This window comes from Mycobacterium sp. UM_Kg27 (assembly GCF_000972905.1).
GTDB lineage: Bacteria > Actinomycetota > Actinomycetes > Mycobacteriales > Mycobacteriaceae > Mycobacterium.
Window position 1 is genome coordinate 1 of record NZ_JRMM01000129.1, and the last position, 12,367, is coordinate 12,367.

Annotated in this window: 14 protein-coding genes; 9 read left to right on the forward strand and 5 right to left on the reverse strand. The window is 67.3% G+C overall.

The window, feature by feature from the left end; translation table 11 throughout:
• The coding region (locus LI94_RS17260; protein WP_046301951.1) for a VWA domain-containing protein at positions 1–731 on the forward strand (731 nt) is incomplete at its 5' end.
• A 20-nt stretch (positions 732–751) separates the two neighbouring features.
• Here LI94_RS17260 and LI94_RS25095 read toward each other — a convergent pair.
• Positions 752–2,116: a PPE domain-containing protein gene (locus tag LI94_RS25095; protein WP_046301952.1), complete on the reverse strand. Its 1,365-nt coding sequence runs from the start codon at positions 2,114–2,116 to the stop codon at positions 752–754.
• A 309-nt stretch (positions 2,117–2,425) separates the two neighbouring features.
• Here LI94_RS25095 and LI94_RS17270 point away from each other — a divergent pair, with 309 nt between their 5' ends.
• The 8 genes from LI94_RS17270 to mnhG all read left to right on the forward strand — a co-directional run bounded on the left by LI94_RS17270 (position 2,426) and on the right by mnhG (position 10,378).
• The gene (locus LI94_RS17270; RefSeq protein WP_046301956.1) at positions 2,426–3,442 is read left to right on the forward strand and encodes a histidine kinase; all 1,017 of its coding nucleotides are present in this window, start codon (positions 2,426–2,428) and stop codon (positions 3,440–3,442) included.
• A complete protein-coding gene (locus tag LI94_RS17275; protein ID WP_024443568.1) occupies positions 3,442–4,098 on the forward strand; it encodes a response regulator transcription factor in 657 nt (218 codons plus the stop codon). The genes LI94_RS17270 and LI94_RS17275 overlap by 1 nt, the downstream gene beginning before the upstream one ends.
• A 198-nt stretch (positions 4,099–4,296) precedes the next feature.
• Entirely contained in the window at positions 4,297–7,191 is a 2,895-nt protein-coding gene (locus LI94_RS17280) for a Na+/H+ antiporter subunit A (protein WP_046301953.1), read from the forward strand.
• Complete coding sequence (locus LI94_RS17285; protein WP_046301954.1) at positions 7,188–7,637, forward strand: Na(+)/H(+) antiporter subunit C; 450 nt, start codon at positions 7,188–7,190, stop codon at positions 7,635–7,637. Before LI94_RS17280 ends, LI94_RS17285 begins: the two co-directional genes overlap by 4 nt.
• A gap of 17 nt (positions 7,638–7,654) precedes the next feature.
• The gene (locus LI94_RS17290; RefSeq protein ID WP_046301957.1) at positions 7,655–9,232 is read left to right on the forward strand and encodes a Na+/H+ antiporter subunit D; all 1,578 of its coding nucleotides are present in this window, start codon (positions 7,655–7,657) and stop codon (positions 9,230–9,232) included.
• Positions 9,229–9,756, forward strand: coding sequence for a Na+/H+ antiporter subunit E (locus LI94_RS17295; RefSeq protein ID WP_024443572.1), 528 nt, complete (start codon positions 9,229–9,231; stop codon positions 9,754–9,756). The genes LI94_RS17290 and LI94_RS17295 overlap by 4 nt, the downstream gene beginning before the upstream one ends.
• A complete protein-coding gene (locus tag LI94_RS17300; RefSeq protein ID WP_024443573.1) occupies positions 9,753–10,034 on the forward strand; it encodes a monovalent cation/H+ antiporter complex subunit F in 282 nt (93 codons plus the stop codon). Before LI94_RS17295 ends, LI94_RS17300 begins: the two co-directional genes overlap by 4 nt.
• Positions 10,031–10,378, forward strand: a complete 348-nt coding sequence (gene mnhG, locus LI94_RS17305; RefSeq protein WP_024443574.1) for a monovalent cation/H(+) antiporter subunit G — start codon at positions 10,031–10,033, stop codon at positions 10,376–10,378. Before LI94_RS17300 ends, mnhG begins: the two co-directional genes overlap by 4 nt.
• Here the strand turns inward: mnhG and LI94_RS17310 are convergent.
• From LI94_RS17310 to LI94_RS17325, 4 genes are all read right to left on the reverse strand, one after another.
• The gene (locus LI94_RS17310) at positions 10,363–10,980 is read right to left on the reverse strand and encodes a class I SAM-dependent methyltransferase (protein ID WP_024443575.1); all 618 of its coding nucleotides are present in this window, start codon (positions 10,978–10,980) and stop codon (positions 10,363–10,365) included. The genes mnhG and LI94_RS17310 overlap by 16 nt on opposite strands.
• A gap of 21 nt (positions 10,981–11,001) precedes the next feature.
• The gene (locus tag LI94_RS17315; protein ID WP_164518012.1) at positions 11,002–11,508 is read right to left on the reverse strand and encodes an LpqN/LpqT family lipoprotein; all 507 of its coding nucleotides are present in this window, start codon (positions 11,506–11,508) and stop codon (positions 11,002–11,004) included.
• A 19-nt stretch (positions 11,509–11,527) separates the two neighbouring features.
• On the reverse strand, positions 11,528–11,698 hold the full coding sequence (locus LI94_RS23905) for a hypothetical protein (RefSeq protein ID WP_192830995.1): 171 nt from the start codon (positions 11,696–11,698) through the stop codon (positions 11,528–11,530).
• Between the two features lie 151 nt (positions 11,699–11,849).
• Positions 11,850–12,367: glycine zipper domain-containing protein (locus tag LI94_RS17325; RefSeq protein ID WP_046301955.1), on the reverse strand; the 518-nt coding region annotated here is incomplete at its 5' end.

Consider the following 12,367-nt stretch of genomic DNA (forward strand, 5'->3'; position numbering starts at 1 on the left):
GACCGCCGCATGGGCCCGGCGGTTCAGCGAGGCTCGACGTAGGAGAGGCGAAGCTGGGACCGCCGCATGGGCCCGGCGGTTCAGCGAGCGGTCGGCTGTCGATCAGCGTCGACGACGTCGAGGTCTCCGAGACCGAGACGCGCACCCAGTCTGCCGTTGCGCTGCTGGTGGACACCTCGTTCTCGATGGTGATGGATAATCGGTGGCTGCCGATGAAACGCACGGCGTTGGCGTTGAACCACCTGGTCAGCACCAGATTTCGCTCAGATGCGTTGCAGATCATCGCCTTCGGCCGTTATGCGCGCACGGTGACCGCCGCGGAGCTGACCGGCCTGGAAGGCGTCTATGAGCAGGGCACCAATCTGCACCATGCGCTGGCACTGGCGAGTCGGCACCTGCGTCGCCACCCCAATGCCCAGCCGGTGGTATTGGTGGTCACCGACGGGGAGCCGACGGCGCACTTAGAGGACTATGACGGCGCGGGGGCGGGTTCTGCGGTGTTTTTTGACTACCCGCCGCACCCGCGGACCATTGCCCACACCGTGCGGGGCTTCGATGACGTCGCCCGGCTCGGTGCCCAGGTGACGATCTTCCGGCTCGGCGACGATCCAGGGCTGGCCCGCTTCATCGACCAGGTGGCGCGTCGGGTCCAGGGCCGGGTGGTGGTGCCCGAACTCGATGGTCTGGGCGCAGCGGTGGTCGGGGACTACCTGAGGTCGCGCCGCCGCTAGCCGGCGCTCGGCCCAGAGAGTTACCGCGACAGCAGGCGGCGCTTTTGCGCAGCGAACTCCTCGCCGGTCAGATAGCCGGCGTCGTGTAGTTCGCCGAGTTCGCGGATGCCGGCGGCCAGTTCCGCCACCGAGGCCAGCGGAGCATGCGCCGCGGCCACGGCCGTCTGCTCTGCGGAATCCGAGGACGGCTTGCCGGCCCCGGCGGACGCAGTGGCCGCAATAGCCTTACCGGAATCCGAGCGGCGCTGGTTCATGGCGCCGGCCAACGCGCTGCCGCCCATACCGGCCAGCGCCATCTGGCCGAACGCCGTGCCCAGTCCAGCCGGCGAGGTGGCGGGGGCGGCGCCAAGCGGCGTCGAGAGACTGGCATGACGGATCTCGGGTGCCAGCTCGGCCCAGCTGATCGGCGTCGAGAGCGCCCCGAGGGGGAACGCCTCACCCCTGGACGCCACCACCGGGACGTGCGGGATGCGTAGCGTGTCCGTGCTGGGCAGCTCCGCGACCCCTCCGATCTGGCCCAGCGCCTCCAGGATGCTTCGCTGGCCGCCGCGGAGAATGTCCTGGGTGTCGAAGATCTCCTGGGAGTCCTGCTCCGCGAAGTGCATGGCCGCGCCTGCCAGGAAGACACCGATGATCGACATCGGCAGGGCGATCCCCAGGGCGGTTTCGTCGGCGATGACGGCCATCCAGTCGAAGAACCCGGACGGGATCTCGCCCGGCAGCGCGATGCCAGGCAACCCCTGGAAGGCCTCCGCCGAGCCGGGTCCGGCCAGCGTGGAGGCCACTCGAGACGACACCGTCTGCGCCAGGTTGGCGGCGGAATTGCCCTGAGCGCCGGTCTGGCCGACTGGTCCCGCCGGGTTACTGGTCTGCGGTGGCGGCGCGAACGGCTCCAGCTCGGACGCGGTCTTCGACAGGGCCGAGTAGCTGTACATCGCGGTGGCGTCCTGCGCCCACATCTCGCCGTACTGGGCTTCGGTGGCCGCGATCGCCGCGGCGTTCTGGCCCAGCACATTGGTGGCTAGCAAGGTCATCAATTGAGCGCGGTTGGCGGCGACGACCGATGGGGGCACCGTCAGGGCAAACGCCGCCTCGTAGGCGGCGACCGCAGCCTTGGCCTGCAGCGCGGTCTTTTCGGCCTGACCGGCGGTGGCGTTCAGCCACGCAGCGAAGGGGGTGGCGGCGGCCGCCATTGCCGCCGCCGAAGGACCCGACCACGCCGTGCCGGTCAACTCGGCGATCGCCGACTCGTAACCGGCCGCGGCCGAATGCAGGTCAGCGGCCAGCCCGCTCCAGGCGGTCGCCGCGGCGAGCATCGGCCCCGAGCCGGCGCCGAGGTACATGAGACCGGAGTTGACTTCCGGCGGCAACGCGGCGAAGTTCATCGGCGGTGCACGGCGGACCCGGGCGTTGCGCGACGCCGCGCTCGGGTACAGCGGTCCATTGCAGTTGCATCCCTCCGGTCACGGGTCGGCGATGGTGTGATCTTTCGATCTAACGCGCCCAGCGCTCCACCAGGGGCGCGACACTCCGGGGCGGCAAACACTTCGACCATGGCGGCAAAGCCGACGATGCGCTGGGCGTACCACCATTGTCCGAGCCCGAACCAGCGGCTCGCCATGGTGTTTGACACCCATTCGCATCTAAGGCCGACCCGTATGGACAATGTGTACTGCGCAGACCAGGGTGGTGGGATGAGCCGTTGGACTGGGCTCGTCGACCGATTTCGGCGGCGGGCGAGCGCGCCCGCGCGGGGGCTGTTTCGGCGCGTCGTCTTGATCAACGGTCTGGTCTTCACCTTCGGCACCCTGGTGCTGGCCATGTCGCCGGCCACTGTTTCGGGCCCCGTCCGGTTAACCGAGATCCCGGTGCTGATGGTCGGGCTGGCAGTCGTGGTGGGGGCCAATGCGCTGCTGCTGCGGTCCAGCCTGGCCCCGCTGGACCGGCTCGCCGCGTCCATGCGGCGGGTTGACCTGCTCCGGCGCACCGACCGGGTGGACGATCCGGGCGACGGAGATCTGCACCACCTGATGGCGTCGTTCAACGCCATGCTCGACAGGCTGGAAACCGAACGCGCATCCTCGAGTGCCTTAGTGCTCGTTGCGCAGGAGAACGAGCGGCAGCGGATCGCCAGGGAGTTGCACGATGAGATCGGTCAAACCCTGACGGTCGCCCTGCTCACCCTCAAACGAGCCGTCGACGCCGCGCCGGAAGGACTACGCGGGGATCTCGCGGATGCGCAGGAGATCGTGCGGGCCAGCCTCGACGAAGTGCGCGGCATCGCGCGACGGCTACGACCGGACGCGTTGGAAGACCTCGGCCTGTCCAGCGCCCTGCAGGCGCTATGCAATCAGTTCACCCAGGCGAGCGGCATTGACGTGGTCAAAGACATTGGCCCGCAAGCGGAACGACTGGATCCCAACGTGGAGTTGGTGTGCTATCGCATAGTGCAGGAGAGCCTGACCAACATTGCCCGGCATTCGGGTGCGCAGAAGGTGTGGCTGGACCTGCATGTCGATGCAACGGGGGAGCTGACCTTGCGGATCTCCGATGACGGCACGGGTGCGATGAGCGTCGAAGGTGCGGGCATCACCGGAATGCGTGAGCGCGCACTGCTGGTGCACGGCACCTTGACCATCACCTCGTCGGCCGAGCAGGGCACTGAGATCCGGCTGGTGGTGCCGGCCCGATCGGGGGTGGGCCGGTCATGATGCCGACGCAGCCGGCCCGCATCCTGTTGGCCGACGATCATGCCCTGATGCGCAGTGGCCTGCGGATGATTCTGGACGCCGAGCCCGACCTGTCCGTCGTCGCCGAGGCCGCCGACGGTGCCGAGGCGCTCGCAGTATTGCAAGAAACCCCGGTCGACCTGGCCATTCTGGATATCGCGATGCCGCGGATGACCGGCTTGCAGGCCGCCCGCGAGATCAACCGCAACCATCCCCACGTGCGGGTGCTGATGCTGTCGATGCACGACAACGAGCAATACTTCTTCGAAGCTCTCAAGGCGGGCGCCTCGGGGTACGTTTTGAAGTCGGTCGCCGACCGCGACCTGCTTGAGGCCTGCCGGGCCACGATTCGCGGCGAGCCGTTTCTGTACGCCGGGGCGGTGACCGCCCTGATTCGCGACTACCTGCACCGGGCGCGGCACGGCAATACGTTGCCCGAGACCATCCTCACGCCCCGCGAGGAAGAAGTCCTCAAGCTGATCGCCGAGGGCTTCTCGGCGCGGGAGATCGCCAAGACGCTCGGCATCAGCGCCAAGACAGTCGACCGCCACCGGACCAACACCCTGCAGAAATTGGGCCTTCGCGACCGCCTGGCGCTCACCCGGTATGCAATCAGGACCGGGCTGATCGAGCCGTAGGCCGCCGTTGGTCATGGGTGTTTCACCCCCCGCCGAATGGGGGTTGCATTCCATGGCGCGCGGCAGCTGCACAACACAGACTGGAATCAGTGGTGGTGGGAGATGGGAGTGGGCCTGCTTTGTCGCGCCCGCGTGTCTTCTGACGATTCGTGCTACGACTGATTGCATCGACTTAAACGAAACGGCCCGTGGAGCGTGATGCTGGCGATACTGCTTGCCCATGTTGTTGGCACAGCTGCAGCACCAGCGTTGGTGCGCAGGTGGGGCAGGGTGGCTTTCTATCCGCTGGGATTGATCCCGCTGGTATCGCTGGGCTGGGTCGTCGCGAACTGGCCCGCCGGTCCGGCCGCCGACCACCGCGTCACCGTGCCCTGGGTGCCCGGGCTGTCAATGGACATCGCGCTACGGTTCGATTCGCTAAGCGCGATCATGTGCGTGCTGGCGCTGGGGATCGGCGCCTTGGTGCTGTTTTACTGCGCCGGATACTTCCGGCCGGTCGGGGCGCACGAAGCCGATCCGCGGCTGCCCAGCTTCGCCGCGAAGATGGTCGGTTTCGCCGGAGCGATGTTCGGGCTGATGGTCGCCGACAACGCGCTGGTGCTCTACGTCTTCTGGGAAATGACGACCGTGTTGTCGTTCCTGCTGATCGGTCACTACGCCGAACGTGCGGTCAATCGCCGTGCCGCCATCCAGGCGTTGCTGGTGACCACGGCCGGCGGGCTGGCCATGCTGGTCGGCATCATCATGGTGGGCAACGCCGCCGGCACGTACCTGCTGTCAGAGCTGGTGGCCCGTCCGCCGTCGGGGACCGTCGTGACCGTCGGGGTGCTGCTGATCCTTGTCGGCGCCCTGAGCAAGTCGGCCATCTTTCCGCTGCACTTCTGGCTGCCCGGCGCCATGGCGGCACCGACCCCGGTCAGCGCTTACCTGCACGCCGCGGCGATGGTCAAAGCCGGCATCTATCTGGTAGCGAGGCTGGCTCCGGGGTTCGCCGATTCGCCCGGGTGGCGTCCGACGCTGATGATTCTCGGTCTGGCCACCGCGCTGCTGGCGGGATGGCGGGCCGTGCGCGAGTACGACCTCAAGCTGCTGCTGGCCTACAGCACCGTCAGCCAGCTGGGTCTGATGATCGTGTTGGTCGGAGCCGGTACCGGTGATCTCATGCTGGCCGGGTTGACCGCCATGTGCGCGCACGCCGCGGCCAAGGCCACGTTGTTCATGGTGGTCGGGATCATCGACCACGCCACCGGCACCCGCGATCTGCGCGAGCTAGCCGGGCTCGGGCGCCGTTGCCCGGGGCTGTTCGTGATCGCCGCCGCGGCCGCCGCCAGCATGGCCGGGGTGCCGCCGTTCGTGGGCTTCATAGCCAAGGAGACCATCTTCGGGGCTGAGGCCCAGTCGCCGGTCCTGGGTTCCGCCGGTCCGTACGTGCTGGCCGCCGGTGTGGTCGCCTCGATGTTCACCGTGATCTACAGCGTGCGGTTCGTGTGGGGCGGCTTCGCCGGGAAGGGCCGGTCCGCGCCGAGTGCGAACGTGGCGAACCTGCACCGACCTGAAGTGGCGTTCCTGGCGCCGCCGGCGGTGCTGGCCGCCACCAGCCTGATCCTGGGGTTGTGTGCGCTCACCCTCGACACCGTGCTGCGCAGCTACGCCGACACCATGCCCGGCGGAACCGGCTACCACCTGGCGCTGTGGCACGGCGTGGGGCTGCCGGTGCTGCTGTCGGCGCTGGTCCTGGTGGTCGGCGCCAGTGTGTTCGCAGCCCGCGGCCCGCTGCGTCTGTCCCGGCTGAGCCGACTGCCGATGGGCAAGGCCGACCGCATCTACGACGACGTGCTGCGGCTGCTTGATGTGGCAGCGGTGCGGCTGACCGGCATCACCCAGCGTGGCTCTTTGCCGCTCAACCAGGGGGTGATCTTCGCGACGCTGGTGGTGCTGCCGCTGACGGCGCTCGTATTGGGCGCGCGCAATCACGTCGAGCTGCACCTGTGGGACACCCCGCTGCAGCTGACGGTCGCGGTCCTGGTGGTCGCCGGCGGGATCGGCGCGACCATGGCTCGCAACCGGCTGTCCGCGGTGTTGATGGTCGGGGTGACCGGTTACGGGTGCGCGGCGGCATTCGCCTTCCACGGTGCACCCGACCTGGCGCTGACCCAGCTGTTGGTCGAGACCGTGACCCTGGTGATCTTCGTGTTGGTGCTGCGCACGTTGCCGGCGGAGGCGGAGCGCCCCACCATGATGCTGAACCGGCTGCCGCGCATAGTGCTTGCCGGCGCGGTGGGGATCACCGTCGCGGTACTGGCGGCCTTCGCGATGGCGGCGCGCAGCAGCGACGGCGTGGCCGAGGCGTTGCCCGAGGCGGCCTACGTTCGCGGCCACGGCGCCAATACCGTCAACGTGTTGCTGGTCGATATCCGGGCCTGGGACACCCTTGGTGAGATCTCGGTGTTGCTGGTTGCCGCGACGGGTGTGGCCTCGATGGTGTTCCGCAACCGCCGCTTCGGCCGGGCTCCGCGGATCGCCGACGCGGGCAGCCCGCGCAAGACCGTGGGCATCACCACGCCCTACAGTCCGGCGATCGGGTCGACCACCTGGCTGCGCGGCAGCGCCTACCACGACCCCAATGAGCGGTCGCTGGTGCTGGAGGTCGCGACCCGGATCATCTTCCCGCTGATCATGGTGGTCTCGGTCTACTTCCTGTTCGCCGGGCACAACTATCCGGGCGGTGGCTTCGCCGGCGGGCTTGCCGCTGGGCTGGGGCTGGCATTGCGCTACCTGGCCGGCGGACGCTACGAGCTCGGCGAGACACTGCCCCTGGACTCCAGCAAGATCCTGGGCGTCGGACTGGCCCTGGTCGGAGGGACGGCGCTGGCGTCGTTGTTCCTGGGCGCGCCGGTGTTGTCCTCGGCGGTGCTGAGCTTCACCCTCCCGGTGTTCGGGCACGTCGATGTGGTGACGTCGTTGTTCTTCGATCTGGGCGTGTACCTGGTGGTCGTCGGCATGGTCCTCGATGTGCTGCGCAGCCTGGGCGTGCGATTGGACCAGGAGCTTGAATCGCAGTCCGTCAGCCGACCGATGGCAGGAGTGTCATGACCGCGCATCTGGTTCCGTTGCTGATGGCCGCCGGGCTCACCTCCTGCGGGGTCTACATGCTGCTCGAGCGCAGCCTGACCCGAATGTTGTTGGGCCTGATGATGATCGGGAATGCCATCAATCTGCTGATCATCGATGTCGGCGGACCCGACGGAAATCCGCCGATCCTGTGGGCCAGCTCCGGTAAGGAAACCGACGCCGACCCACTGGCTCAGGCCATGGTGTTGACCTCCATCGTCATCACCATGGGCGTCGGCGCGTTCGTGCTGGCCCTGACCTACCGCTCCTACCACCTGACGACCACCGATGACATCGGCGACGACCAGGAAGCGGCCCGCGTCTCGCAGCTGTCCGACGAAGAGGTCATCGCCGCCGAACCCGACCAGGGCGTGCCGGTGGCGGCCGGTGAGCTCGACGCCGTTCCTGAAAGCGAGGTCTCGCGGTGAGTCTTGCCGCCGTCTTGATGCCGCTGCCGGTGCTGCTGCCCACGCTGGGCGCGGCGCTGACGCTGATCGTCGGCCGCCGCCCCCGGCTGCAGCGGCCGATCACCATCGGTGTGCTGTGCGCGGTAACCGCAGTCAGCGCGGCGCTGCTGTATCTGACCGACCGCAACGGCACGCTGGTGCTGCATGTCGGGGGCTGGGGACCGACCGAGCAGAAGCTGGGGCCGCTCGGCATCAGCCTGGTCGTCGACCGACTGTCGGCGCTGATGCTGGTGGTGTCGGCGGTCGTGCTGCTGGCGGTCATCGTCTACGCCATCGGGCAGGGCGTGCGCGACGGTGACGACCGCCAGCCGGTCTCGATCTTCCTGCCCACCTATCTGACCCTGGCCACCGGCGTCTCGCTGGCGTTTCTGGCCGGCGACCTGTTCAACCTGTTCGTCGGGTTCGAGATGCTGCTGTCGGCGAGCTTCGTCTTGCTGACCATCGGCGCCAGTGCTGAACGTATCCGCGCCGGTATCGGCTACGTGATGGTCTCGATGGCCTCGTCGTTGGTCTTTCTGTTCGGCATCGCGCTGGTCTATGCCTCCACCGGAACACTGAACCTCGCCGAGCTGGCGACGCGGACCGGCGCCATGCCGGGCGGTACCCGAAGCGCGGTGTTCGCCGTGTTGCTGGTGGCGTTCGGCATCAAGGCCGCGGTGTTCCCGCTGTCGGCCTGGCTACCCGACGCCTATCCCACCGCGCCCGCCCCGATCACCGCGGTGTTCGCCGGGATTCTGACCAAAGTCGGTGTGTACGCGATCATCCGGGCGCACTCACTGCTGTTCCCCGACGGAGGTCTGGACTCGGTGCTGCTGGTCGCGGCGTTGCTGACCATGTTGATCGGAATATTTGGCGCCATCGCGCAAAGCGACATCAAGCGGGTGCTGTCGTTTACGCTGGTCAGCCACATCGGCTTCATGATGTTCGGAGTCGCGTTGTCGAGCCAGCTGGGAATGTCCGGCGCGATCTTCTACGTGATGCACCACATCATCGTGATGACCACGCTGTTCCTGGCGGCCGGACTGATCGAACGCCAGGGCGGCGCATCGTCGCTTTACCGGCTGGGCGGTCTGATCGCCAATCCGTTGTTGGCCTTCGTCTTCCTGATTCCGGCGTTCAATCTCGGTGGTATTCCGCCGTTTTCGGGGTTCATCGGCAAGACCGCCGTGCTGCAGGCCGGGGTGGGTGACGGGTCGGTGCTGGCCTGGTGCCTGGTCGGTGGGGCAGTGGTGACGAGCCTGCTGACGTTGTACGTCCTGGCGCGGGTGTGGACCATGGCGTTCTGGCGCCGCCGCGTCGACGCTCCCGAGGGCGAGTTGGTGCTAGCCGCTCCGCCGGTGCTGCTTGACGACGTCGGCGACGTTGCCTACGACGACCGTGATGACGTCGGAAAGATGCCGACGTGGATGGTGGTCCCGACCCTCGCACTGATCGCGCTGGGCCTGTCGCTGAGCGTGTTGGCCGGCCCGATTTTCGCCTACACCGAGCGGGCGGCGGCCGAGATTCTGGACCGAAGCGAATACATCTCGACCGTGTTGTCGGTGGGTGCACCATGAGGGCCCTCGCGCTGCGGATTTTCACGGTGTCCGCGTTGACGATCGTGTGGGTGCTGTTGTGGGGCCGCTTCACGATCCCCAACATCACCACGGGAATCGTGGTCGCGCTCGTGATCGTGGTCTTGCTACCGATGCCGCCCGTGCCGGTGCAGGGCCGCGTTCATCTGGTGCCGCTGCTGAAACTGTTGGGGCTGTTCACCTGGTATCTGATGGAGTCCAGCCTTCAGTTGATGTGGCTGGCGGTCCGACCCGGACCGCCGCCGCGCACCGGGGTGCTACGGGTGCCGCTGACCATCAAATCCGACCTGGTTTTGGTGCTGGCCGCCAACATCACCACATTGATTCCCGGATCGATGGTGCTGGAGATCGATCAGGTTCGGCGGATTCTGTATTGCCATGTGATCGATGTCGGCTCGGCGTCCGCGGTGGAACGGTTTTTCCAGCAGGTCGCCCAAGTGGAGCGACTGTTGATCGCCGCGTTCGAGCGTGACGACAAGTGGCGGCCGGCGGGAGTAGACGCATGACCGTGGTCTGGGGAACTGCAGGTGTGCTGTTGGGCTTCGCCGCCGTCATCACCATGTATCGACTGCTGGCCGGACCCAGCACCTTGGATCGGCTGGTGGCGCTGGACACGCTGGCCGCGATGACGATGTGTGGTATCGGTATCTGGGCTGCGGTCAGCCGGGACACCACCGTCACCTATAGCCTCGCGGCACTGGCGCTGGTCGGCTTCATCGGGTCGGTGAGCGTGGCACGCTTCCGGGTGCCCGACGACGCACCCAACGTGGGGAGGCACTCATGATCCTGCTCGACGTGCTCGCCGGGGTGCTGGTGCTCGCCGGTTCGGTGCTGGCGCTGACGGCGGCCATCGGAGTGGTGCGGTTCCCCGACACCTTGGCCCGGATGCACTCGGCCACCAAACCGCAGGTGTTGGGCCTATTGCTGGTACTCGGCGGTGCGCTGATCCGGCTACGGGGCAGCCACGACGCCGGCATGGTGACCGTGAGCATCCTGTTCACCCTGGTCACCGCCCCGGTGGTTGCGCATCGGGTGGGCCGTCTGGCCTATCAGGAGCAGGACATGACCGAGGTGCTGAGCGTTGACCAACTCGGCGAGCTGACCGAGGAGGATCAGCTGCCGCTGTGAGCGGGGCGCAGCACCGCTACCAGGAAATCGGAGTCCGCGGTGAAGGGCCGCAGTTCCCAAGTGCCCAGCAGGAGATCGGTCGCGAAACCGGCGGCCGACGCGTCGCGCAGGAACTGATCGAAGTCGTAGTCCCGGTTGGCGCCGAAGCCGATCACGGTCCGGCCGTCGTCGGCGCAGTGGGCGCGCAATCGGCGCAGGATCTCCGGGCGCGTGCTCGGGGCCACAAACGCCATGACGTTGCCCGCCGACACGATGAGGTCGAACGGTTCGGGGATGCCGCGGGCGGGCAGGTCGAGCTCGGCGAGGTCGCCCACGAGATAGCGCGGCCCGGGATGGTCCTGCTCGGCGGCCTCGATGAGCTCCGGGTCGACGTCGACACCGACCACGTCGTGACCGCACTTGGCCAGGACGCCGGCGACCCGGCCCGGGCCGCAGCCGGCGTCGAGGATGCGCGCGCCCCGCGATGCCATCGCGTCGATGAAGCGTGCTTCGCCGGCCAGATCCTTACCGGCGCGGGCCATCTCGCGGAAGCGTTCGATATACCACTGCGAATGCCCGGGATCGGCGGCGACTTTCTGCATCCAGAGGCTCTGCTCGACCATGGATGCATTGTCGCAGGGTCCTCACGGGGTGGGCAGGCGGACTTCCACCGAATCCAGTAGTGCCTGTTTGGCTGCGACGTAGTGGGGGTTGTCGGCGTCGGTGGTCTGCAGGGTGACCGTGATCGCCCAGATCCTGGCCTTGGTGTTCTGCACGGCGATGAGCAGGCCGGTGGCGGGCCGGCCCTGCAGGTTGTAGGTGATCGTTCTGCTGGGAAAGCCCGACACCGTGCCTGCGATGTCGGTGTCGAGGTCACCGACGAGGTCGATGACCGCGGCGCGCTCCTTGGCCAGGGCCTGCGATGGGAGTCCCACCTGGCCGGTGAGCTCTTCGCACGTCACCACCGCGTTGGGCGTGAAGCCGTGCTGCCGCAGCTCCTGGTTGAACAGAATGCCGCGGATCGACGTCTCGTCTTTGCCCGGCATGAACCCCCAACCCGGCGGCTGGGGGAGGGTGATCGTCGGTTCGTCGGGCGTGCGGGGATCCAGCTGGATGGGTCCCTCGCTGGCTGGCTGACTATCGGGTTCCACGTCAAGTCCTTTCGGTGCGTCACGAACGAGAACCAGGCCATCGCCCGATCGGCCAGCGTTTGCGGACATAGGCGGCACCGAAGCCGAGGTAGGAGAAGAACGCTGCTCCGATGGCCGCGCTGATCAGGTCTGACGTCTCCGGGTTCTTCACGGCGCTGTAGAGCGCGACAGCGAATAACGTTGTACACACCAGAGGGCCGATGAGCCAAAACAGCCACTTCGACTTCGCGTCCTTACGGGGGTCCACGGGGACTGCGACAAGAAACATCACCGCCCCGGCAGCAAAGATGATGCGCTCTGCGTTACTGATGGTGATCGATCTCCCTTACCTATGGGCCAGCTCAGCCGAAGAGGCTCCGCCAAACACTGTGGGACACATCCGCAATCTCTTCGCCCATCTTCTTTCCGATGTCGCTGCCGATCACGCCGCCGACCACCGCTCCGACGCCGGCGCCGATCACGGTTCCGGCCCCCGGGGCGATCATGGTCCCGATCCAGGCCCCCGCTTCGGCCCCAGTGGTGGCGCCGACCAAGCCACCGCCGATATCACCCGCGGTTTTGGCACCGACGTCGACCAGAGTGGTGCTCACGGCGGCACCGTTGCTCACGTCGTCGAAGCCCTCCACGATCCCATTCACGCCGGTGACGACGTTTCCGGCCAAACCCAGACGTTTGCCGAACCTCTCGACGTTTTCCAACGCAGTGGTCATCGGGACGCCGCCGGGAATAGCGGGACTGGGGGAGCCGCCCGGAACGAACCCGGGCAACTTCGCTGGATTGGCGGGTACGTTCGCTCGTTCACCGGCCGCGGCGAGGCCGTCGCCGACGTTGCCCCATTTGCCGTTGATCTGGGTGGGTG